This window comes from Leeia speluncae (assembly GCF_020564625.1).
In the GTDB taxonomy this organism is placed as follows: Bacteria; Pseudomonadota; Gammaproteobacteria; order Burkholderiales; family Leeiaceae; genus Leeia; species Leeia speluncae.
The window spans coordinates 590,294-614,824 of the sequence record NZ_JAJBZT010000001.1 but is presented as its reverse complement, the minus strand read 5'-3'; the positions used below and the strand labels follow the sequence as shown (position 1 = coordinate 614,824).

Sequence of the window (24,531 nt, the reverse complement as noted above, 5' to 3'; positions counted from 1 at the left end):
ACTCCATGTCACAGATTCGCTTGCTGAGAGTGTAGTCACTGCAGTTTGGTTTTCTGTGATGCTCTTAGTCGAGTTTGCATCACCAGCACTTCCAGATGGGCCTGTTATGGTTGGAGGGGTGGTATCTGTCCCTGCCGTTTTAAAATTTAATGTCGTGCTGTTTGTAATACCGGCATATTGATTACCTACCGAATCACGAACGGCAGAGGTACCAATGGTGATGTAATAATCAGTCGCGGCTAACAAATCTGCATTTGGATTGAGAGAAACCCCTGTTGTGCCATTAAAGGTTAGCGATCCACCTTGATCACCAACGCCAGTGCTCACATCAAATGATTCGATTAAGGTGCCATCAGATTTATAAAGGCTAATAAACCCTGTGCCTTTTACCACATTTTTGCTAAAGGTTAAGTCTAGGTTGTCTGAAACGCTTACAGAGGTGCTGTTATCGCTTGGCGTACTAGAAACCAGTGTTGGCGCTGACGAATCGATAATCGTCATGGCTTTGGTCACAGCCGTACCACCTACCGTTGCACGCAAGGTGTAATCGCCAGTGGCTAGGCTGCTCGTATCAGTAGTTTGCCAACTACCACTACTGTTTGCGGTGACATTAAACGTAGCGACAACCGAACTTGCACTGTTAAGTACTTCGACCAACACACTAGCCGATGGTGTTGCGCTCCCTTTTATCGTTATTGTCGTATCTTTGGTAATAAAATCTGCCAACGTACCGGTATCTTCACTGATACTATCAATCGCTACCGTTGCAGATTTATCGTGATCTACGGTTGCCAAAGCTGTAAATTCTGCACCGCTGCTATCGGTATAACTAGCGGTCACCGTAATCGTGCCCGATTTTAATGCGGATAAATTAAGGCTACTTAACGCCCAGTTGCCACCAGAAGTTACCGTGGCAGTATCATAAATTGATACGCTACCATCGGTAATACTAACGACAACGGTTTGGCCTACGGCCACATTCGTAATCGTCCCTTTAACGATTACCGTATCGTCTTCCAAACTAGAAAGTGAATTATTGCTATTGCCTAGGTTCCAGTCTAGCGGGCTATAAATAGACAATGTTGGTGCAGCCGTATCAATCGTTAAGCCACGATTTGCTTCGGTAGAATTTCCTGCGCTATCTGTACCGGTTGCCTTCAGGCTAATCGTATTGCCACTGGTATAGGTAACCATCGGTCCGGTACCACCATTGGCTGTCGGGTTTTCGGTATCGACCTGCCATTTTCCATTTGAATCGACAATTGCAGTATAGGTATAGGTTGTTCCACCTGTTACGCCATCTGGATCAATCACCAGCGTAATCGTAGCGCCAGCCGGTAAATCTGTTGTACCGGTGATAATTGGTGTTGTATCCGCTGTTTTACTAGAAGTGGTAATGGCAATTTCTGGCGGTGTAACATCTACTGTTAAGGCTTGAGTCGCAGTAGCGGTGTTCCCTGCCAAATCAGACACCGTCGCTTTCACCGTTACGCTACCATTTAGGCCTGTAGTAGGGAACGTACCAGAAGATGGTACTGCGGTTTCAGTATTTAGTTGCCAGTTTCCAGACGCGTCACTTACCGTTTTGTAGGTCACATCTGCTGTACCATTACCATCTAGATCTAATGTAACGGTCACAATAGAGCCAGATGGCACATCACTTACCGTACCACTTAATAGTGGGGTTGAATCATTGGTTAGCTTTGAACTGCCACCAACGATAGAAACCCCTGCCAAGGTGTCGATCGTAACTTCTTGTGAGGATATATCTGTCTTGGTTGTTCCAGATCGGGTAGTCGTCGCCACTACTTCATATGTGCCATCTGCCGTAGAAGATGGCGTAAAGGACCACGTATTTCCGGAGACAGTTAGCGGATGGCTGCTATCTCCAACCGAATAAGTCACACCATTCATGGTCACGCTTAACGTATCACCAGAAATATTTGTCCAGTAACCAGAAATTGTTGGTGTAGAAGAGTTGGTCAGTTTTGCGGTAACTGCGGGTTTATTTAAACCCACGGCGTTGGTGCTATTGCCATATGCGTTAGTTGCCGTTGCAGTGACTTTTGTGTAAACAGGCATGCCATCGGTAGGTAACGTACCTGAAACCGGAGTTGCCGTACCCACATCTAGCGACCAAGTTCCCCCTGTTTGCACGATGGCACTGTAAGTTAGCGTGGTGCCATTACCAAGGTCAAAAACAAGTGTAATAGGTGCGCCAGCCGATAATGAAGTCGTGCCAGAAATCACTGGCGTAGTATCACTTGCTAGGGTGTCGGTATTGATGGTGAGTAATGGAGCAGCCGCAGCGCCTGTAGTGTTATAAGCTTGCGCATCGGATGCACCAATAATTGTTCTACCTGAATTAGCCCCTGTTGCAGTTCCGTTAGCAACTGATACAGTCAATGTGCCGCTAGAGGATGCTGGCGGGGTCACTGCCAATGTATAAGTCGTTGCGTTTACTTTTGTAAGTGTTCCAAGGGTTGGGGTTCCACCGTTACTATCTGAAACAGTGATGTCACCAATCGTAAAACTAGAGCCTACATCTTCACTAAAGGTAAACGTAAATGTCACAACACCAGAGGCAGTTCCGGAAACAGAGTCGGTGATGGCAAGTGTTGGACTAATTAAGTTTAAAGTTGGAGATTCAACATCATAAACTGTTACATTTTTTGAGGTGTCGAGTACTGAAGCTTTAACAGTTAGTACGCCATTTTTTAGACTTTGTATTTCAGAAGCCGATAAGGTTATCGACCAATTATTAGTACCACTAGAATATGATGATGCACTAGTGACTGTTTTTGTGGGTAGCGTTGTTGTACCATCTGATATTACAACCGATACAGTTGCACTAGTTACACTAGTTTCACCTGTAATAGTAACACCTGTAGCAGATGAACCATTAAAAATGTCTGATAACGTTATTAAATTATCACCTGTTATTGCTTTAATATTTATTGTAGCAAGAGAATTACCAGCACTTTGAAGTACAGATCTACTTTCACTTACAGTTTGTACGAGATTACCAGCATTATCTGTATAGTTAGTAGGCGCAGAAACTTTTATATATATTGTGCTATACGAATTTGAAATATTCTTAGTTGTTGTAGCAAGCCAAGAGCCATCACTGAGAACTGAGGTAGTGATTGTTTCAAATGGGGTACCTGTATAATTACTATCAGAGTACAGTTCAACAGTAATTGCAGTACCCGCCGTAATCTCTGGACTTCCATCCGTTTTTAAAGATACAGTCCCTTTAATTTCTACACCGGCAGTTTTAGTAACAATAGATTGAGTAGTATTAAAGATTAAGGGTGCAATCGCATCATGCGTAACACTCGTATCTGTGGCACTAATACTTGTCCCACTTAGTGTCGCTTTTACAGTTAAGGTTGTGCTATCCAAAGAAGATAAATCTAGCCCTGCTTTTGTCCAACCCCCGCTAGTTACTGTCAACCCGGTATAACTCAGCGAATGTCCATTGGCATCGCTTATCACTAAATCAACGGTATAACCGTTAGCTGCCGTACCTGAAATAGTCACGGCATCATCTTCTGTAATGTTCAAATATGATTGACCACCACTCGTATTACTGATTAGTCCATAAGTGTTAGCCGTTGCTGTACTCGTAATGCTGCCAATCGTCACGGTTGGCGTCGAAATAGTAAGGACTTGCGTATCATTGACCGTACCGGAACTATCCGTTGCCCTTAGTCCAATACTGCCTATATAGCCACCGCTTGGCACGGTGCCAGAAATTGGCTGCGCGGTGGAGGTATTAAGTGTCCAGTTGCCACTGCCATCGGTGGTAACAGAGTAAGTTACCGCATCCGACAAATTGCCATCGTTATTTGGATCAATCTGAACAATGACGTAACCGCCAGAATTACTAGAGGTACCGGTAATTGTTGGGTAAGTATTGGTGCCGGTTGCTGTTGCACCGCCCGCAATATCAACGGCCTTCACAGGGGTAGACGTCACCGTAATTTCGGTGGATGTTGTATCAGAAACAGATGTACTACTGCGGGTAACAGTGGCAGTGACTTCGTATGTTTGCCCAACAACGAGTGCTGTTTTTGAGCCTGTCGTTGGTGTAGCGATATTAAGATCTAAACTCCACGTATTATCACTTGGGCTTAAGGTATAAGTCGCCCCATTCACCGTCACGGTTAAGACATCTCCGGAGATGTTAGTCCAAGTCCCCGTAATGGTAGGTGCGGTACTGTTGGTAGACAGTGTATTCACTGTTGGGCGGTTTAATTCAACAGCAGAAGTTGAATTCCCTGCCGCATCTGTCGCTGTTGCGGTTACTTTGGTATAACTAGTCAGGCCACTAGATGGCATCGTGCCAGAGGTTGGCACGGCAGTAGCTGTATTTAGTGTCCAAGCCCCTGCAGTCACCATTGCTTGGTAGATAATATCCGCTGTGCCGTTGTTGTCGGTATCTAGCGAAATAGACACCATGCTGCCATCTGCTAAATCACTATGGCCAGTTAAGGTTGGTGTGCCACTCAGTGCAGTGGAGGGGGTATCGATAGAAATGGTTGGTGCCAATGTGTCATAGCTTTGAGTCGCCGTTGCGGCTGAAGTAATTAAGCCAGACGTTAGACCATTGCCAGCACCAGCGGCCACAGACACACCAATTTCACCTGAATTGACACCAGAATTTGGTGACACCACTAGGGTATAGGTAGATGAATTTACCTGAGTAAACACACCTTTTGTGCCCCCGGTAACATTCACGTCGTTAATATCAAACCCAGATACCCCTTCGCTAAATGTAAACGTGAAGGTTACATCCCCTTTTGCAATACCAGGCACATTATCGGTAATCGTTAGGTTTGTAGAAGCAGCAACGGGGTTACTGGCAGACATTTGCGCGGTAAATGCACCTAATTGGGCAAAAGTGGCATTCTTATCATATGTAGCCCCTACCCCGTTTAAGTCACCGTTAATTGGGCCCGATTGGGTTTGCGTGAAGCTAACGTATTGCACCACTGTATCTTTGGTAAACCCACTAATCCCTGTTGTACCGCGTGGTCCAACCACCCCATTGCGGTCAACTAGCGATGGTGTAGCTAACACCGTGGCCAAATCCGCCATTGAAATACGCCAACTGACGAATACATCTGTCTTGCCATCACCGGTTAAATCGGATGGGGAGGTTGTTCCTACTGCGTTAGTCACAGTGGAAGTACCCCAGTTAGGGTCATTTAAGGCGCTCACCGCAGTCACTGAATAGTTAGAAGAGGTAAACGCGTAGACACCATTATTATCTAACCAACCGGAAGGTAAGGCTTGGGTCGTGGTTGTATTTGGCGAGTTGTTTAATCCATTACCTGGATCAAGAATGCGAATACACTGACCATTGTTACGGCCATCTACCGCAATGAAGAGATCAATCCGCCCATCTAAGTTGACATCAAGGCCAACCACCGCCACACCAGAAAAGTTCGTGCTGCTGGTGGGGTTATCAATCCGCATTCTGAAATATAAATAATCATCGGCGGTGGAGGTTGTTCCACTATCAGAATAAGCAGTGTAAAGGGAACCATGCGCAGAATCACCAATAATATCGGTATCTGCAGCGCCTGCTTGGTTATCGTTGTTTGGATCTTGCATCGTACCAAACATCACTGCCACCCAGCCTGCCATGCCATCTAAGGAAACAGTAGATAAACGATCTGCGTAGCTATCTACGCCATCTGTCGTTAGAAAAATAGAGGAATCAATTTCACCGGTTTTATATTCTAGGTTCCAGTTGCCATCTAGTGCGGCTGCGCCTGTATCATCCGTAGAGGCGACAACCTCTGCATTGGTTAAGGTGGCAATTTGATTAACAAACGCGCCACCAATCGTCCCCTCGGCCACATCACAGCCATAAATTAAGATATCGCCATCTTGCGCTAAATGCAGGCCAATTTCGGTTAGCGTCGCTTGGTATTCATCAATATTGCTGGCGTTTAGCTCTGTCGCGCCTAAAGAAATACTTCCTTGGCTACCATGACTAACAATATGAATCGCGCTGACATCTTCGTAATTACCTAAAATAGAAGCAATTTCAGACAAACCATCTTTGGTGTGATCTAGCACATAGATAATTGACCCAGATGCGGTCTGAGAGACCAATTGCTGGTAATCAGGTACATCGTCTTCAATAAAGACAATTTGAATTGGTGCGGTGCTTGAAGTCGAAAGGTTGACAACACTCATATCCTTTACCAAGTCCGCCGATGCGGTGAGCAAACTTGCATCGGTTACGTCATGTACATCAGTGCCAGAGGTATCCGTCGATAATCCAGTAATCGCCGTTTCTACTGCTGCACCATCAAACATATAGCGCGGCTCTAGTACCAATGGTTTTGGTCTAAAGACTGGCAACGAAGTGGTTGCACTTGTCTTACCTTGCCATACATGGCCTAGTAAGCTTTTTAGCAGTTTGGGCATGCGATTACGTGTAAACATTTTCTTCAACCTAATTCAACAAGTTCTGTGCAATTACTGAACTTTTGGTGTGATCAGCACTTTCCCACTCATGCCAGAAATCAACTCGGGGAATCGACCATCAATGGCTGCAGTTACCCGTACCGTTTGACTAACCGGATCCACTTTTGCGCCAATTCGTTGGATTTTTGCAGGGTACGTTTTTGCTGTTTCATCTACTTTGATCTGAAATGGATCACCCACTTTCATCCATACCAACCATTTTGATGGCACAACAAACACAAGCTCTAAAACAGAATCATCAATAATTTCTAGTAATGCCTGCCCAGGCTGCACAAACTGCTGTTCACGCACTTTTTGCTCTGTTACTCGTCCGGCAAATGGGGCACTAACAATGCATTTTTTTAATACCGCCGCGTTAGCACTTACTTCTGCTCTAGACTTAATCATCTCAGACTCAGACACTTCTAACTCTACCTTGCCCACCGCGTTTAACTCGTCCAAACGCTTGTTGGCTTTCCAGGTTTTGTCTGCAGCTTTTAAGGCAGCATTGGCTTTGCCAAGCTGTGCTTGCTGAATAGAACAATCAAACGTCACTAACGCACTGCCTGCTTTAAATGACATTCCCTCTTCATACGGCAGCTTCATCACTTTTGCGCCAATTTCAGCCGCTAAGGTTGTAAACCGTTTCGGTTTTAATTGAGCGCGAATTTCCTGAGGGGCCTTTGCCACCTCTGCAACCACATGTGTAGCAGGTAGTACGATAGCGGCAAGGGCAATCATCCATGTTTTCATTTCACGCCCTCTTTCAAGATTAATGCTTCCGCTTCATTACCACCCACGCTCTCCGGTACGCCACGTTCCCATACATCTAATGCTTTTCCTACTTCCACACTCAGTTGCTGGATACTCATATCCGCACTGCCCAATACAACCGGCTCCATTCCTAGAGAGGCGCGTAATTTACTAGCCGATGCATTTGCAACTGCTAAAGCTTGATAACGTCTTAACTCACTTAAAATCGCGGTGGTTTGGTTGGCGATACTATCCATCTTCGATTGCTTTTGAACTTGCTCTTGCTTTGCAAATAGATCTGCAATTTTTGCATCGACCGACCAAATAGAGTCTGCACGTTGGTATTGTCTAAACGCGTGTTGGTATTGCAAAAAGGCAATATGTACCTGAGCAAGCGTTGCCATCAAAACCGACTTACGGCGTTGCTCTGCTAGTGTTACCCCATCTTCTGCCATTTTTTTCTGTGCAGGCAAAGAGAACAAACCAAGTAGGTTATAAGAAACCTGAATACCCGCTTCTTGCCATTGCTTGTAAATCTGATAACTATCGTCTGTCCCTTTTGCTGCCGCCGTAAACGTTAAGCCCGGAAACATACGCAACATCGTTTTTTTGGTTTCTTCGACTGCGATGCGGCTACCATAGAATGATTCGCGAAAATCAGGGTTGTTCGCCATGGCGATGGTTTCCATCTTATCCATTGGCGCAGCTAACCAACTGTCACTAATTAAACGCTCTGGTTCTACCACATCAAAATTTGCAGAAAGCGGCAAGCCTGTTAATGCCGCTAGTTCGGTTTTAGAAGCCGATAATTCATGATCAATCGTTTCTAAAAGACGCAGGTTTTCTAGCACTTGGCGCTGATAGCGTAATGCCTCCATTGGGGGGCGCAAACGCTCTGCCTCCACTTTTCTTGCATCGTCTAATGCATCTTCGGCGTTTTGAATCGCATCTTTAACTTTTTGCTTTAACCGCTGAGCACTTGCTGCTTTCCAAAAAGCGGTGCTCACGTCTTGCACCAAGTTTTGCATCGCTTTGCGGCGACGTTCACCCGCAATCAACACACGGTCAGCATTTTGTTTTGCAATGTAATAACTCTGACCGAAGTCCAACAGACTCCAGGTAAAGGTAAGATCATAGGTAGTTACATTTCTATCGCTAGAAATATAAGGGTGAGAAGTAGATAAATCCCCAGTAACAGAATCTCTACTTTTAGAAATTAAGTCAGAATCTCTTGTGCGATAACCCGCATTAGCAACAACTTTTGGTAGTAGATCGTAATTACCTAAATCGTATTGATCGACAGCAATCGCTTGCTCCATCAATTTCACACGACGATCTAGGTTGTACTTCATTGCCCTAGCAATGGCTTCATTTAAGCTAAGCGGGCCAGAAAGTGGCTCTATCTTTTCTTGGATCTGTGCAATATCTAGACGTGCCACTTTGCTAATTTCATTTGATGAAACAGGCGAAAAAGTTTGTGAAGCACAACCCGTTAGCAACAATAAAAGACAAAGACTAGGGATTCGCTTATTTTTTAATAGTTGTGATTTGTACATCCCTTTACCCACCTTAACCTCTGAAAAATTTAACTCAAATTTCTGAACAGAATTTCACATAGTCAGTATGGATGTTTTTTATTAAAAAGTAGCGTATTAAATCAAACAAATGACACAAATAAGACATTGATTATTTGAATTTTTGTTAACTACATTTGCACAATTTTAATTAACAAACCAATGTCATACGAAAAATAAATATTTAACTTAAATATATCAAAAATGTGCTAAGAACTTGCATCGCTATCGATCAAAAATAGCCTCAGATCAAACTCGATTTGATGGTAATCCGGCAGCATGTGTTCACAGAGTTGATAAAACGCTTTGTTGTGATCTTTCTCTTTTAAATGAGCCAATTCATGCACAACAATCATTTCTAAAAATTCTGGTGCTGCTTGTTTAAATAAACTAGCCACACGAATTTCTTTTTTGGCTTTTAATTTGCCTCCATGCACTCGAGAAATAGCAGTATGTAAGCCCAATGCATGATGGGTTAATCCTAACGTTTGATCAAAGCAAACCTTATCTATTGCGGCTGCATTTTTTAAGAACCGCTGCTTCAGTCTGCTCACATAATCGTAGAGTGATTTATCGCTTTGGACTTGATGTTTCGCGGGGTACTTTTTCTCTAAATACGCAGTTAACGCCCCTTGCTGATAGAGCCTAAGTACCTGCTGCTGAATATGCGCGGGGTAGCCTGCAATGTATCTCAGTGCAGGCGGGTTAAATTCGATCGAAATGTCTTTATTCATGTTAATTAGTACGCGCTATTAACGCCCAAGTATCAGAATTGCTGCAAACGCACACGCATAGCTTGTTTATGCTCTTTTACCAGGAAACAAGAAAGTTTCCATTGATAAAAGAGGAGAACAAACATGCAGGCTAAGCAGGCACTGTTGGCTGTATTACCATTTGTCGCATTCCCTTGCAGCGCACTCACCTTAAACATAGCAACCGTTAACAATGCACACATGCAAGAGATGCAAAAACTGAGCGAGTTTTACACGTTTTTGAACCCAGAAATCAAATTTAAATGGGAAGTATTAGAAGAAGCCACGCTTAGAAAAAAAGTCACAGAGAACATCACACAAAAAAATGGCAGCTACGACATCATCACCATTGGTATGTACGAGACCCCCATTTGGGCACAAAAAGGTTGGCTAAAACCACTCAAATTTGATGCAAAATACGATCTAGCCGATATTTTACCGCCAATCCGAGCTGGGCTAACGTATAACAACCAACTCTATGCAGCACCCTTTTATGGTGAAAGCTCAATCACCATGTATAGAAAAGATTTATTCATAAAAGCAGGCATCAAAATGCCTTCACGTCCAACTTGGCAATTCATTACCGACAGTGCGGCCAAGCTAAATGATCCTGCAAATGGCGTTTATGGGATATGTTTGCGTGGACAAGCCGGCTGGGGGGCAAATATCGCCTTAGTCAGTACTATCGCTAATGCGTATGGTGGCCAATATTTTGATATGAATTGGAAACCACAACTCAATAGTGCGGCGTGGAAAGCAGCGGTCGGGATGTATGTCAATTTATTGCAAAAATATGGTCCGGCAGATGCGGCAAATAATAACTTTAATGAAAATTTAGCCCTTTTCCAAAATGGCAAATGTGCCATGTGGGTAGATGCTTCTGTTGCCGCTACCTTCGTAACAGACCCGAAACACAGCAAAGTATCTAGCAAAACAGGGGTTGCCCAAGCGCCATCACAAGTCACCACTAGAGGAGCAAACTGGCTATGGGCTTGGGCATTAGCGATACCGCAAAATAGTAAACAAGCAGAAGCCGCTAAAGACTTTATTGCTTGGAGCACTTCAAAAGACTATGTATCACTCGTCGCGCATGATGTTAGTTGGTATAGCGTACCAACTGGCACCAGAAAATCCACCTATGACAGTACACATTTTCAATTATCTTCTTTATACGGCAAGGAAGAATTAGCCGCGATTATGTCGGCAGACCCAACGAAACCTACCCTGCCACCATCCCCGTACAAAGGAATTCAATTTGCCTCTATCCCAGAATTCCAGCCAATTGGCGATGAACTTGGTAGGCAAGTGCAGATGATTTTGCAAGGAAAAACAACAATCGACCAAGGATTAAATGAAGCCCAACAATTTGCTGCTGGCAAAATGAAATCTCGCTAGCTCCACCAGGCTAAACATCCATCAAAGAGCAAACCAAGCCACTTGGTTTGCTCTTTTTTTCATTAATTCACCTTACTTGACGTCTGCACTGCATTTCTATAAATTAATAAATAACCGGTCATTTATTTATTTTGAGAGTGCAATGACAAAAGATACCCTCGCCAACCTATGCCCTAGCAAATGGGTTCGTCGCAAAGATGCGCGCCCGTCTGAACTAATGGCAGCGGCACTAGAACTGTTCTCTGAAAAAGGCTTTGCAGGGACAAGGATGGAGGACATTGCACTAAGGGCGGGTGTCACCAAAGGCACAACCTACCGCTACTTTGCCAATAAAGAAGCGCTCTTTTGTGAACTGATCAAAAACGATATAGAACCGCGCCTACAAGAAGTAAAAAGCTTATTTGAAAGTGCGCCAAACCTTCCGGTTTTGGCCATTTTGTCTCAGATTGCCCATCACTGGCGGATTACCGTACTAGAAACAAAGAGCTCGGCCATCATGAAATTAATGATGGCCGAAGGGGGAAATTTCCCAGAGGTGGCCAATTATTACGTCACCCACGTGATCGAACCAATAAACGAGTATCTCTGCTCATTAGTCACGCTAGGAATCGAAAGAAAAGAAATTCGCCCGATTGATCCAGTTGAAGTCACTCATTTATTGGTTTCTCCGATGGTGTATTCCGTGGTGAAAAAACACTGCTTTTCAGAATCAGCCCCGATTGATTACAAATCCTTCATTAATACGATGCTAGATGTCTTAACAGCCGGTCTAGCCATGCCTGCCAACGCCACGGACGCCTAACCAATGACAATCAAGCCAAAACAATTTCCCCTACTGCTGTCACTGATGGGAACCACCCTTTTATTAGCAGGTTGTAATGAAGAAAAAAAAGCAGATGTATGGCAGGAAATTCGGCAAGTGAAACTATTCACCGTACCATCGATTTCCCAAGCGAACACGATTGTTCTACCCGGTGAAGTTCATGCCAATATCGATACGCCACTTGCGTTCCGTGTGGCGGGTAAAGTCATTCAGAAAAAAACCGTGCTTGGGCAAACGGTTAAAAAAGGCCAATTGTTAGCCGAACTTGATGCGAGCGATTATTTGGCAGGTTACCAAGCTGCTTCAGCACAAGTGAGTGCCGCTAATGCAGAGCGCCAACAAAACAGCAAAGACCTAGCAAGATACAAAAGCCTGTTAGACAAAGGGTTTATTAGCCCTGCCGAATACGAAAGACGTAAAACACTACTCGCTACCAGCAATGCGCAATTAGACCAGACTATCGCTAATGCGAAAACCAGCCAAAACCAAACTAGCTATACACAACTAAGAGCAGAACAAGATGGTGTGATTAGCGATTGGCAGTTAGAAGTGGGGCAAGTGATCTCTGCAGGGCAAGTCATCGGTAAACTCGCGACGACTCAAGAAACCGCACTCTGGGTCAATGTGCCAGAAACCAGATTACAAGATTTCCAATCTGCCAAAACTTACGATGTAAAAATCAATGCATTGGGCAATGCAAGATCAGCAGCCACCTTAACTGAACTCTCACCACAGGCGGATGCGACCACCCGCACTTTTGCCGCCAAACTCAAGCTACCTGCCTCTCTAAAAGCGGTTGCGGGAATGTCGGGTGATGTATCGGTTGCGCTCAGTAATTCGACTTCTGCCTTACAAATCCCACTAACAGCCGTGTTTAACAATGGCGCTAGTGGCAATGGGGTTTGGGTATATCAGCCGAAAAAAGGCAATGTTCACTTTGTGAAAGTGAAAGTCGGCAAAATCGAACAAGATCAAATCGTGATTGAGAGTGGTTTACAGACAGGTCAGCAAATTATTGCAGCTGGCGCCAACCTGATACACGAAGGACAGTCTGTTAAACCGGCTGAAGGTATCTAATCATGAGCGGCTTTAACCTTTCTGCCATTGCCTTAAAAAATAGAACCCTTGTTCTTTATTTTATGCTGGTTTGCATGCTGGCCGGTTTTTTAACCTTCGGCAAACTAGGCCAAAAAGAAGATCCCGAATTTACCTTCCGAATCATGATTATGCGTACCATTTGGCCAGGTGCAACGCCAGATGAGATGCAAAACCAAGTCTTAGACAAAATCGAACGTAAGCTTCAAGAAACCCCATACATCAAATATGTGCGTTCATTTGCAAAGCCGGGTGAAAGCTTGTCTTTCATCGAGCTTCGTGGAGATACCCCACCCAAAGCAGTGGCCGATGTTTGGTACAAAGTTAGACGTAATATTGGAGACATTCGCTACACGCTGCCTAGTGGTGTACAAGGCCCATTTTTTAATGATGAATTTGGCGATACATTCGGCTCTATTTATGCTTTTACTGGCAAAGGTTACACCATTGAAGAGCTGCGCAAATTTGCCGATCGTGCAAGGCAAGAAATCCTTAGCGTGCCATCCGTAAAAAAAGTAGAACTCATTGGTATCCAGCCAGAAACCATTTATGTTGATCTAGATAGCAGCAAAATTGCCACGCTCGGGATTGATCCGCAAGTGATTGCGAACGTGCTCAACCAGCAAAATAGTGTGCAATCGGCTGGGTTTATCGAATCGGGGATGGATCATCTGAATTTGCGAGTAACAGGTAGCCTTACCAGCGTTGAAAGCGTTGCCAATAGCCCCATTACAGCCAATGGAAAAACCATTCGCTTAAGCGATATTGCAAAAGTTCATCGTGGTTATCAAAACCCAAAAACGTATGGTTTCCAATTTGAAGGCCAACCAGGCATTGCACTGGCAGTCGCGATGACAGAAGGTGGTGACGTAATTAAGCTGGGCCAATCACTCAAAACCACGGTAGATCAGCTATCTGCACAACTACCTTTGGGCGTAGAAATTCACCAAGTTTCCAATCAGCCATTAGTAGTTAAAAACGCGGTAGATGAATTTCTAAAGTCACTAGCCGAAGCCGTTGCTATTGTGCTGATTGTTAGTTTTATATCTCTCGGAATGCGCGAAGGGATTGTAGTTGCGCTGTCTATTCCACTGGTATTGGCAATGACCTTTATCGGGATGTACATCTTCAATATCGATCTACAACGTATCTCATTAGGGGCGCTTATTATTGCGCTAGGTCTGCTGGTAGACGATGCAATTATCGCTGTCGAAATGATGGCATCGAAGCTAGAACAAGGTTACGACAAAATTGCTGCAGCAACCTATGCCTATACGGCGACGGCATTCCCAATGCTAACAGGTACGCTGATTACCGTAGCAGGCTTCCTACCGGTCGGCTTAGCCAAATCCGCAGCGGGCGAATATACCTTTAGTATCTTTGCTGTGGTTGGTTTAGCACTGGTGATTTCTTGGTTGGTCGCCGTCATTTTCACACCTTACATTGGGTTTAAGCTCTTACCAGAAAGCAAAAAAGCGCATCATGCCGATGTATATCAAAAACCGTTTTATCAACGTTTCAGAAAACTGCTGGCATGGTGCTTAACGTACCGTAAAACCGTGATGCTAATTACGTTAGCGGCATTTGTACTGAGTATTGCGGGCTTTAAATATGTGCCAAAGCAATTCTTCCCGAGTTCCAACCGTCTAGAGGTGATGGTAGATCTTTGGTTACCGGAGGGTAGCTCTCAGCTGGCAACTGAAACACAAGCTAGCCAGTTGCAAGCACAGCTAAAAAATAATCCGCACATCGAAAATATCACCGCCTACATTGGTCAAGGCAGCCCACGCTTCTATTTGCCACTAAACCAAGAACTCTTTAGTGCAAACTACGCACAACTAATGATCATGACCAAATCATTAGCAGATAGAGAGGCACTGCTACAGCAACTGAATCATCTATTTGAAACACGGATGCCATCTGTTCGAGCACGTGCAATTCGTCTAGAAAACGGGCCACCGGTTGGGTATCCCGTCCAATTTAGAGTGATTGGCCCAGACCAACAAAAAGTACGCCGTTTTGCCTTCCAGATGGCCGACATCATGCGGGCGAATCCAAACACCCGCCATGTGAATTTGGATATTAACGGCCAGGCAAAAGTCATTCAGGTCAAGGTAGATCAAGACAAAGCACGCGCCATTGGGGCATCGACATCCGAAATTAGCCGCGTCTTAAACTTGATGCTTTCAGGGGAAGCCTTAGCGCAATATCGTGAAGGAGATCAAAGCATTGCGATTACCGCAAGGCTAAACCCAGCAGAAGTAAAAGACCCTGCCACGCTAGAAAATATGCCGATCACCACCCTATCGGGCAAAACCGTGCCCTTATCGCAAGTCGCAACGGTGAGCTTAGGGTTTGAGGATGGCACAATCTGGCGCCGAAACCGCATGCCAGAGATTACCGTCAGAGCAGATATTGCAGATGGTCTGCAAGCACCAGATGTGTCTGACGAAATAGAGCCAAAACTACGTGCGTTAGAAAAGACCTTCCCAACGGGTTATCGGATAGAGCTTGGCGGTAGTAAAGAAAGTAGTGGCGAATCACAAGATTCGATTGCAGCCGTCATGCCGCTGATGCTGTTTGTTGTCGTCACGCTGCTCATGCTGCAATTAAGAAGCTTCTCTAGAACCTTCTTGGTGCTTCTCACTGCCCCATTAGGCTTAATTGGCGTTACCTTGGTATTGCTTGTCTTCCAACAACCATTTGGTTTTGTCGCCAACTTAGGTGTGATTGCCCTCGCGGGGATGATTATGCGTAATTCAGTGATATTGGTAGATCAGATCGAACAAGATATCAAAGATGGTAGCACCCCGTGGCAAGCCATTATTGAATCGACTGTTAGGCGATTTAGGCCAATCATGCTAACTGCACTTGCCGCCATCTTAGCAATGATTCCGCTGACTAGAAGTATCTTTTGGGGGCCAATGGCATTTGCCATCATGGGCGGCTTGCTAGTTGCCACCGTGCTTACCCTACTCTTCTTACCCGCACTTTATGCGGCTTGGTTTAGAGTAAAAAAACCCGCTTAATTTATACGTATAAAACACTTACCTGCCCCTATCTAATCAATAGGGGCTTTTCTTTTTAGCGCCTCAGTTACCAGCTTTTCCTAGAAAAATACTGCGTACTTATTTACAGAAACGGCGATACTCACTTAACATAAACTATCATTTGTCATAATTAATTTTAAAATCTTATGAAAAAAAGCATCTTCTTTTCTACTTTGTTATGTTCATCACTACTTCTATCCTACTCGGTAGGAGCCGAAGAATTTGCAGAAGCAAATGCAACAGACATCCAAATGCTCTTAAAAGCGGCATCAGGAACAAACACCGCAAACTGGGCTACGCTCATAGGAGAGACACGCACACGGGTTTACATTGAATACGCAACAGGCGTTCACACTGGCAGTTTCTGGTCGAATCAGCCGAGCTACACTGTTTATTGGATTCCTCGCGCCAATTTATCAGACGCTCAGCTAGCATCATTTCAATCTTTTAAAGACAAATTAAATCCTTTACCTGACGGAACAACAGCCAGCGCAAAGCCTGCACAGTAACTCAAACACCACACTTTTATATAAAGACCGTGATTGAACAATCACGGTACTTCCACATCCTGCCAGCAAGTCATTTATCCACCACCAAAAATATTTATATCAATATTTTATTATACAAATATATTGCACACAATTTGATTGTTTGATATGTTTCACTCATGGACTGATCACCCATCCCTCAATCATTTATTACCAGGATGAAAACATGAGCATTCAAACACTCTATACAGCCAGTGTCACCGCAACCGGTGGACGTGAAGGACGAGTTATTTCTGATGATGGCAAATTAGATCTTAAACTTGCACTACCTAAAGGTTTAGGCGGCCCTGGCGGCGATGCCACCAATCCAGAACAATTATTTGCAGGTGGCTATGCAGCATGCTTCGAATCTGCCATTCGTTTTGTGGCAAGAGAACGCGGCATTAAATTAGAAAGCGCCTTTGTAACTGCCATCGTTGGTGTTGGTCCTCGCGCAGCAGGTGGTTTTGGCCTGACAGTCGCTTTAAAAGTTTCTTTACCCGATTTTGACAAATCAGTTGCAACAGAGTTAGCTACTTATGCGCATGAAGTCGTTTGTCCATACTCTCATGCAACCAGAGGCAATTTAGACGTCACAATTGAAATTATCTAATTTTTCGTTGTTGCCTGAAAACGGCAAGCCTACGTACAATTCAGGTTTGCCGTTACTATATTGAAGGGCCGCTCTCATGGCGAATGAAGACTTGTTAAAACTCGATTCACAGCTCTGCTTTCGCTTGTATGCTGCATCTCGCGCATTAATTCGTAGTTACCAACCAATTCTCAGCGAACTAGAACTCACCTACCCTCAGTATTTGGTAATGCTTGTTCTTTGGGAAAAAGATGATCTAACCGTAAAGCAAATTGGTGAACGCCTAGCCTTAGATTCCGGCACACTTACCCCACTGTTAAAGCGTCTTGAGCAAAGCGGCTATGTTATCCGCCAGCGCCGTGCAGAAAATGAACGTGAAGTACGCATCTTACTCACCAGCAGCGGCCGTTCGATTAAAGAACAAGCGAAAGATGTTCCATACCAGATCATGACCACGCTAGATTTACCTGCTCACGATCTAATCCAGTTAAAAGAGCTACTAGATAAACTGCTGAAAAATCAATGCTCTGCCCCGTTTTCAAACGATTGTTCTCCGGAATAAGAAACTAGTTCGCATTTCAAACATCTAAGTGAGATACCAGTAAGGATGATCACTTAGATGCCAAGGAAGTACCTATCACGTTGGTTGTTACCCACCCGGAAATGGTTAATCCATAACCGTTGGCTAAAACCAATTGCCCCTTTAATTACCGCCAGAGCACTGTGGCGACTAGCACCGCATAGCGTCGGTGGGGGGGTGTTTGTTGGTGCTTTTGCTGGCCTTATTCCTGGCCCCTTCCAAGTCATTAGCGCGATTCTATTTGCCCTTATTTTCCGGGTGAATTTACCGGTTTCAGTTGCGTTTACCTTTTACAGCAATCCAATCACGATTGTGCCGCTTTACTTGTTGGCGCTAAAAATTGGTACCACGTTTTTACCTTCTTCTTTATCTACTGTGCCAGATTTCCCTGCCCTCACCAATTGGCATATACTGACATGGTGTGAGGAGGTTTTATCTTGGTTTGGGCATTTAGGCTGGCCATTTGTCGTTGGTTTATTGGTGCTAGCCGCCACCATTGGCACCGTAGGTTACTTCTTAGTACAACTCATTTGGCGGGTAGATGTCAGCAGAAGGCTAAAGAAAAGACGTAACCGCCAAACAGAAGAACTACAGGTTCGTGAAGAATTTTAATTTCCAAACTGTGAGAGGTAAAACAGATGCTTTGTCCAAACTGCAAAGACACAAAGTTAGTGATGGCGGATCGCCAAGGAATAGAAATTGACTACTGCCCAGATTGCAGAGGCGTCTGGTTAGATAGAGGTGAACTAGATAAGATTATTGAACGAAGTGTTGGTCAAACAAATAATCAGGGATTTGGCCATTCTTCTTCAACCGCCTCACCAGTACCAAACCGCCAACCAGAACCAGTAAGGCATACGGAATCTCACCACTACAAAAAAGATGATCATCATCAATATGGCCAGCAGCAAGGCTATAAAAAGAAAAAAGAAGGTTTCTGGGGGGAGATTTTCGACTTTGACTGAAAACTAACCGCTAAAACAACAAAACCCCATATCGCTAAGTGTTAAAGCGATATGGGGTTTCTCACATATAACTAGTTAATTCACACCACCAAAGCGATAGACATCCATCGCTAGCGTACCGAGCATCGTCCCATCAAATAGTCGATCCACCTGTTCGCCATCCCCTGCCCCCATCGTCACATACAAAGGCATAAAGTGATCATCATGCGGATGTGCATAATGTGCATGCGGCGCATTCGCACGGTACTGCAACATCGCATCTGTTTGGCCAGCTAACAACTGATCAGATACCCAACTTTGGAACTCGGTCGCCCATGCTTCGCTAAAGTTATCGTCATGATCACGGTGCCAGTGAATATCACCCAAGTTATGCGTAATGCTGCCGGAAGCCAAAATTAACACGCCCTCTTCACGGAGCGGTGCTAATAATTTACCAAGACGATAATGGTAAGCAGGGTCTTGTCTTGGTTGAATCGACAATTGCGCCACCGGTATTTCACCCATTGGGTACATTTCTTGTAAAGGTACCCAAGCACCATGATCTAAACCACGATCGGGGTGAATCGCCACCGGCCAATTGGCAGACTGAAGTAAATCCGCCACTCGTTCCGCCAACCACGGCGCACCAACAGTTGGGTATTGCACTTCAAACAGGGCGCGGGGAAAGCCACCAAAGTCATGAATTGTTTCTGGTTTTTCTGCCGCACTCACCACAGGGGCTACCGTCGTCCAATGGGCAGAGATCATTAAAATGGCTTTTGGTGTTTCAATTTCTTCTGTAATTTTTGCCCAAGCATCACCAAATCTTCCAGCGCCTAATGCCAACATTGGTGAACCATGAGAAATAAAGTAGACAGGTAAACGGTTAGACATGGTGTACTCGCTTTTCTGTTATTGGATCGGTGGCGAAGCATATCTTCACCACCGATTTAACTATTCAATTATTTCGCTTTACGAGTCGTTGGTTTTAGCGCAAACGCACCATCGCCAATCAGTAATTGCACAAGTGCGGCAGCCACCAAGAAAACAGGGTATTCCCAACCACCATTTGCATTAGTAAAAGACCAACCATTACCCAAGTGAACCGTGGTTGCACCAATTAGCAGCGGAATCAAAGCGCCAGCCACCAAGCGAGGGTAAACACCCACAATCAGTAAAAGACCACCACCTAATTCTGCAAAAGCGGTTGGGTAAGCCAACCAGCCAGGAAAACCGACTGATGCAAAAAATTGTGCGGTACCTGGTAACGTAAACACCATTATTTTAAGCAAGGCGTGTGCAATAAACATCGTACCAAGGGCTAGTCTTAAAACAAAAGCGGCATAAGGAGCGGTGCGAGTATCAATCATTTTCAATTCCTTTCAGTCATTCATGTTAGGTCTGAAGCATTTCTTCTCTTCAGCGGTATGGACGAAGTATGATTGTTTTGATTATGATGATAAATATGGAAACAATTAATTATTTACCCCGAATTTCGGGATAATAGAGGCAAATATGGATGTGCTATTAGGTATGCGGGTATACGTCCGGGTGGTTGAAGCAGGTAGCTTTGCCAAAGCATCCGAACAGCTAGACATTTCGACGACAACCACCTCTAGAATCATTGGCGATTTAGAAGAACACCTGGGCACTCGCCTACTACAGCGCACAACCCGCAAAATCAACCTCACTGAATCTGGCCGAGCCTACCTAGAGCGGTGTTACCAGATAATTCAGGATATTGATGAAGCAGAATGCGCTGCGCGTATAGAAACACAACAGCTATCTGGCCTATTGCGCCTTAATGCGCCGGTTACTTTTGGGGTAAATCACCTCTCTCATCTGCTTGGCCAATTTCAAACACAGCACCCAGATTTACAATTAGAAGTGCAGCTATCCGATAGAACGATCGACCTAATCGAAGAAGGCTGTGATCTTGCTATTCGAATCACAAGACAACTCGCACCCAATCTAATTGCAAGAAAATTAGCCAATATTCAGATGATTACCTGTGCATCTGCCGCTTATTTAGCTAAATACGGAACCCCCAAACATCCAAATGAACTAGCGAATCACGCCTGCCTCATTTATACCAACAGTGATCAATCCGACGTTTGGCACTATTTAGAAGATAAGCACCCGATTAAAGTCAAAGTAAAAGGCCCATTCCAAGCCAATAATGGCGACCTACTTCGCCAAGCCGCCATTCGTGGGGAAGGCATTATCATGGAGCCTACTTTTTCAGTTGGAAATGCGCTAAAAAATGGAGAGTTAACGCCCATTTTGCTAGATTATCCAATCGAAGGCTTTCAGTTATACGCGGTATACACCAGTAGAAGACACTTACCCGCCAAAGCAAGGGCATTGGTCGAATATCTCCACCAATCTCTAGGAGCAACCCCACCTTGGGATCAATGGATGTGGAATAACGCACAATCATCATAAAAGGCAACAGCATGGACTATTTTGCACCAGCATTTAACCAGCAACTACTCTATAAAATCATGACGACTGCAATCACTCCTCGCCCAATCGCTTGGGTGAGTACGATTAGCCCAAACGGAAAAACCAATCTCGCACCATTTTCTTTTTTTACCGTTGCCAGCGTCAACCCACCCATTTTGAGCGTCATACAAGTCAACCCAAGAGATAAAAAAGAGAAAGATACGCTTATCAATCTAAGAGCCACCAAAGAGTGTGTCGTCAATATTGTGACCGAAGCATCAGTTGAAATCATGAACCAGACTTGTGCAGACTACCCGTATGAAGTCAGCGAAATTGATGAATTAAAGATTGAAACCATCGAAAGCCAAACCGTAAAAGCATCAAGCCTCTTCGCCTCACCGGTTAGATTCGAATGCAGGTTAAAAGAAGTATTAGAATTTGGCCAAGAACCAGGCGCAGGGAAAATGATGCTGCTAGAAGTCATCCATATCAGCACCTCGCAAACTCAATCTGATGATCCGCTACTAACAGGGCCGCAGCAACGTACCGTCGGAAAGTTGGCTGGAGATGATTACTGTTATACAAATGAAACGTTCTCGCTTTCACGGCCGATATTGTGAGTGAGTAACCACAATTTACTTTAATAGGGATAAAATCAAGAGCATTGACCGCCTGACAGCATATATGGAATTATCCATTTGTAGTTGCTAACTTTCTGTCCAAAAATTCTACTTTCACGAAATTGAACGTTTTTTCGTCTTTTTATAACAACATGATCATATGGCACTTATCAATTTCCTTTTGGACTCAAAATTTGAAGGTAAGTTAATTCTAGCGCTTCAACGCGCAGTACATTCAGAATTCACGGAAAGTGACTGGATTGAGATTGGCTACCAAACAGGAGAACATGAGTATATTCAGTCACACAATCGACTTCTAAGAAGTTTGCACTTCGGGGATGAAGATTACGGCGCAAGTATTTTCCAAGTCCTCAAGTATTTGTCTATGCATAACCCTGATGCTATTCAGGTAATTATTGACAACACAAAGGTTAACAGAATACTTCAACGAGATGCTCCAGACTTGCTTTTTGAGCTAGGTGCGAATGTTGATCATGTCCCAACAGTTCTTACTAAATCCCTTTTGGCTACTGAAGTTGTGGAGCGAGCACTAGCAGATGCGGACAGTCTTTTAAAAACTAGTGGGCCAATTAGCTGTGTTGATCGGCTACACACCGCATTACATGGTTACATACGGGCACTGTGTACTGAAGCAGGTATCCCTGACTTAGAAGGTGCCTCAATTACGACGTTGTTTAAAAAACTTCGCTCATCACATCTGTCTTTTCAGCACTTAGGTACCAGAGACAATGAGATAGTTCGAATTTTAAATGGTTTTGGGACTGTCATTGATGCTATCAATACAATAAGAAATAATGCCACGGTTGCTCACCCAAACGACTCATTGCTCAGCGAGGCAGAGGCAACATTAGCGATAAATGTCATTCGTACTCTCTTCCATTACATCAGTGCTAAAGTGGATCAATAAGCAAAGGGCAAGTGAAAATTACATTTGATGAATACCAAAACTAATGGGATTCATGTGAAAAAAACAGTTTCTGTTGGATGTAATAAACACTGCCTATTAAAGGAAATACACTTTCCAATAATTCTCCATTCACTATTCGCTTAAAAAACCATCGATTTTACTAACGTAAGCTCCCCTATTTTCCGAACGGGGACGATAAACGTTTCACGCTTTTCCTTTAGTGTATTTTCATAAGTAATAATGGTAATGGTGGTCGTAATCATTGGTTTTTGGCGGGTAGATTCATTAAAGTGATAACCGCCATTGCCAAAATTTCCCCAGTAATTGATATACACATGATAAGCACCATGCTTCGCTGCCGTCACAGAGAACATTTCAGGTCCAGCACCATCGACGCTATCCACGTCCAAACCGCCACCACCATCTAATACTGGATTTGCAAAAAAGGCGTGTTGCCCATCAGGGGTAATGACATGCATATCTAATTCGGCTTGGCTGTCATCCCAAGCGGTAATTATTCGAATGTCTGCGTTTTGTTTATTTGGATTCGCCTCATAAAACTGCACACGCTTACTACCCTGTGCATCTCTTACTTCAATGCTATTAGAACCTTTACCAAATGCATATGGGCGGGCGTAGTAACCTTCTTTATCTGAATACAGCACCATAGGGTTACCATTTACAATTAGCTTGCCGGGCTGACGATTTTTTCCTGCGCTACGAAGCCGTCCTTGGATCATGGTGCGTTCTGATTGAATACCACGGTAAATAGGGGAATACGGATAGGCGGCTTTTTCGGTATTCGTACCATCTGTTAAACCCGAATGGTTCCATCCATTTGTTGGCGTCTCAATCACCAACGCATGCACACTAGTTGCCGCTAGTAGCATCCATAAGAAAGCCATTCTACCGATCTTAACTTGCATATTCATTACTCACACCCATTCAATTTAAATGACATTATCATTGATAAAATTTAAGGACTGCAAGTAATTTTTTGTGGGCATTCATTTTTCTATAGCGTATGAAAACGGAGCGTTATAATACGCGTATCATTTAAGATCTCTGTATCCATGACTTATATAGGCCGCTTTGCCCCCTCTCCTACTGGTCCACTTCACTTTGGTTCGCTCTTTACTGCCATTGCTAGCTATTTAGATGCAAAGGCGAATCTGGGCAAATGGCTTCTCCGCATTGAAGATATTGATACTCCCCGCGTCATGCCTGGAGCAACTAATCAGATTTTAAGCATCTTAGACGCATATGGTTTGCATTGGGATGGAGAGGTCGTCTACCAGCACCAGCAGACGGCTTATTACCAACAATTGTTATCCCAATTAAAAGACAAACATCGTGCCTATGGCTGCCAATGCTCAAGAAAAGAGATTGCAGAAATCGCGCATGCAGGGGTAGAAGGACCAGTCTATCCAGGAACATGCCGGCAACAAACCGTCAGCCAAGTGCGAGCATGGCGTTTCGCTATGGAAGGAGCAGAGATCTCTTTTGAAGATCAAATTCAAGGCACACAACATTACGATATTGCAAAGTCACTAGGGGATTTTGTTTTATTTAGAGCAGATGGTTTGGTCGCTTATCAACTCGCTGTTGTCGCGGATGATCATCAAGCAGGGGTGACGCATATTGTTCGGGGAATAGATCTTATCCATTCCACCCCAAGGCAAATGCAATTACAAACTGCCTTGGGCTTTACAACGCCAATGTATAGCCACCTTCCTATTATCGTCTCTTCTAGTGGGCAAAAGCTCAGCAAGCAAAACCTTGCCACACCAGTTACCGATGAAAATCCACTGATAACATGGCATCAAGTTTTAGACTTGCTGAATCAAGCACCACCTGCAATCAGCGAGTTTGATTCACTCAGTTCACTAATTGATTGGGCGATTAGCCATTGGAACATAGAGAAAATCCCTAAAGCGGGAGAGATTATTGAAAGGCGTTAACCAAGT

At 44.2% G+C, this 24,531-nt stretch carries 20 protein-coding genes; 13 read left to right on the top strand and 7 right to left on the bottom strand.

Annotation, left to right across the window (positions count from 1 at the left end; all coding sequences use genetic code 11):
* The 4 genes from LIN78_RS02965 to LIN78_RS02950 form a co-directional block, all read right to left on the bottom strand.
* The coding region (locus LIN78_RS02965; RefSeq protein WP_227178286.1) for a DUF4347 domain-containing protein at positions 1-6,465 on the bottom strand (6,465 nt) is incomplete at its 3' end.
* A gap of 33 nt (positions 6,466-6,498) precedes the next feature.
* Positions 6,499-7,239, bottom strand: a complete 741-nt coding sequence (locus LIN78_RS02960; protein ID WP_227178284.1) for an efflux RND transporter periplasmic adaptor subunit — start codon at positions 7,237-7,239, stop codon at positions 6,499-6,501.
* On the bottom strand, positions 7,236-8,795 hold the full coding sequence (locus LIN78_RS02955; RefSeq protein WP_227178282.1) for a TolC family protein: 1,560 nt from the start codon (positions 8,793-8,795) through the stop codon (positions 7,236-7,238). The genes LIN78_RS02960 and LIN78_RS02955 overlap by 4 nt, the downstream gene beginning before the upstream one ends.
* A 227-nt stretch (positions 8,796-9,022) precedes the next feature.
* On the bottom strand, positions 9,023-9,547 hold the full coding sequence (locus LIN78_RS02950) for a YgjP-like metallopeptidase domain-containing protein (RefSeq protein ID WP_227178280.1): 525 nt from the start codon (positions 9,545-9,547) through the stop codon (positions 9,023-9,025).
* A gap of 123 nt (positions 9,548-9,670) precedes the next feature.
* Here LIN78_RS02950 and LIN78_RS02945 point away from each other — a divergent pair, with 123 nt between their 5' ends.
* The 9 genes from LIN78_RS02945 (at position 9,671) to LIN78_RS02905 (ending at position 18,592) form a co-directional block, all read left to right on the top strand.
* Positions 9,671-10,960, top strand: coding sequence for an ABC transporter substrate-binding protein (locus tag LIN78_RS02945; protein WP_227178279.1), 1,290 nt, complete (start codon positions 9,671-9,673; stop codon positions 10,958-10,960).
* Between the two features lie 142 nt (positions 10,961-11,102).
* Entirely contained in the window at positions 11,103-11,762 is a 660-nt protein-coding gene (locus LIN78_RS02940) for a TetR/AcrR family transcriptional regulator (RefSeq protein WP_227178278.1), read from the top strand.
* Positions 11,763-11,765: 3 nt separating this feature from the next.
* Positions 11,766-12,860, top strand: coding sequence for an efflux RND transporter periplasmic adaptor subunit (locus LIN78_RS02935; RefSeq protein ID WP_227178277.1), 1,095 nt, complete (start codon positions 11,766-11,768; stop codon positions 12,858-12,860).
* Positions 12,861-12,862: 2 nt separating this feature from the next.
* On the top strand, positions 12,863-15,907 hold the full coding sequence (locus LIN78_RS02930) for an efflux RND transporter permease subunit (RefSeq protein WP_227178276.1): 3,045 nt from the start codon (positions 12,863-12,865) through the stop codon (positions 15,905-15,907).
* 167 nt (positions 15,908-16,074) lie between these two features.
* The gene (locus LIN78_RS02925; RefSeq protein ID WP_227178275.1) at positions 16,075-16,437 is read left to right on the top strand and encodes a hypothetical protein; all 363 of its coding nucleotides are present in this window, start codon (positions 16,075-16,077) and stop codon (positions 16,435-16,437) included.
* 205 nt (positions 16,438-16,642) lie between these two features.
* Positions 16,643-17,068: an organic hydroperoxide resistance protein gene (locus LIN78_RS02920; protein WP_227178274.1), complete on the top strand. Its 426-nt coding sequence runs from the start codon at positions 16,643-16,645 to the stop codon at positions 17,066-17,068.
* Between the two features lie 76 nt (positions 17,069-17,144).
* On the top strand, positions 17,145-17,609 hold the full coding sequence (locus tag LIN78_RS02915; RefSeq protein WP_227178273.1) for a MarR family winged helix-turn-helix transcriptional regulator: 465 nt from the start codon (positions 17,145-17,147) through the stop codon (positions 17,607-17,609).
* Between the two features lie 57 nt (positions 17,610-17,666).
* Positions 17,667-18,239: a DUF2062 domain-containing protein gene (locus LIN78_RS02910; RefSeq protein WP_227178271.1), complete on the top strand. Its 573-nt coding sequence runs from the start codon at positions 17,667-17,669 to the stop codon at positions 18,237-18,239.
* A gap of 26 nt (positions 18,240-18,265) precedes the next feature.
* The gene (locus LIN78_RS02905) at positions 18,266-18,592 is read left to right on the top strand and encodes a TFIIB-type zinc ribbon-containing protein (RefSeq protein WP_227178269.1); all 327 of its coding nucleotides are present in this window, start codon (positions 18,266-18,268) and stop codon (positions 18,590-18,592) included.
* Between the two features lie 75 nt (positions 18,593-18,667).
* Here LIN78_RS02905 and ygiD read toward each other — a convergent pair whose 3' ends face one another.
* Positions 18,668-19,465, bottom strand: coding sequence for a 4,5-DOPA-extradiol-dioxygenase (ygiD, locus tag LIN78_RS02900; protein ID WP_227178267.1), 798 nt, complete (start codon positions 19,463-19,465; stop codon positions 18,668-18,670).
* Between the two features lie 68 nt (positions 19,466-19,533).
* Entirely contained in the window at positions 19,534-19,941 is a 408-nt protein-coding gene (locus tag LIN78_RS02895; RefSeq protein ID WP_227178265.1) for a DoxX family protein, read from the bottom strand.
* A gap of 145 nt (positions 19,942-20,086) precedes the next feature.
* On the opposite strand from LIN78_RS02895, the gene LIN78_RS02890 reads away from it, so the two are divergent.
* The 3 genes from LIN78_RS02890 to LIN78_RS02880 all read left to right on the top strand — a co-directional run bounded on the left by LIN78_RS02890 (position 20,087) and on the right by LIN78_RS02880 (position 22,564).
* The gene (locus tag LIN78_RS02890; RefSeq protein WP_227178263.1) at positions 20,087-21,016 is read left to right on the top strand and encodes a LysR family transcriptional regulator; all 930 of its coding nucleotides are present in this window, start codon (positions 20,087-20,089) and stop codon (positions 21,014-21,016) included.
* A gap of 11 nt (positions 21,017-21,027) precedes the next feature.
* Entirely contained in the window at positions 21,028-21,636 is a 609-nt protein-coding gene (locus LIN78_RS02885) for a flavin reductase family protein (RefSeq protein ID WP_227178261.1), read from the top strand.
* A 160-nt stretch (positions 21,637-21,796) separates the two neighbouring features.
* Entirely contained in the window at positions 21,797-22,564 is a 768-nt protein-coding gene (locus tag LIN78_RS02880) for an abortive infection family protein (protein ID WP_227178259.1), read from the top strand.
* A 140-nt stretch (positions 22,565-22,704) separates the two neighbouring features.
* On the opposite strand, the gene LIN78_RS02875 is transcribed toward LIN78_RS02880, so the two are convergent.
* The gene (locus tag LIN78_RS02875) at positions 22,705-23,496 is read right to left on the bottom strand and encodes a YfaP family protein (protein ID WP_227178257.1); all 792 of its coding nucleotides are present in this window, start codon (positions 23,494-23,496) and stop codon (positions 22,705-22,707) included.
* Between the two features lie 141 nt (positions 23,497-23,637).
* On the opposite strand from LIN78_RS02875, the gene gluQRS reads away from it, so the two are divergent.
* On the top strand, positions 23,638-24,525 hold the full coding sequence (gene gluQRS / locus LIN78_RS02870) for a tRNA glutamyl-Q(34) synthetase GluQRS (protein WP_227178255.1): 888 nt from the start codon (positions 23,638-23,640) through the stop codon (positions 24,523-24,525).
* Positions 24,526-24,531: the final 6 nt, after the last annotated feature.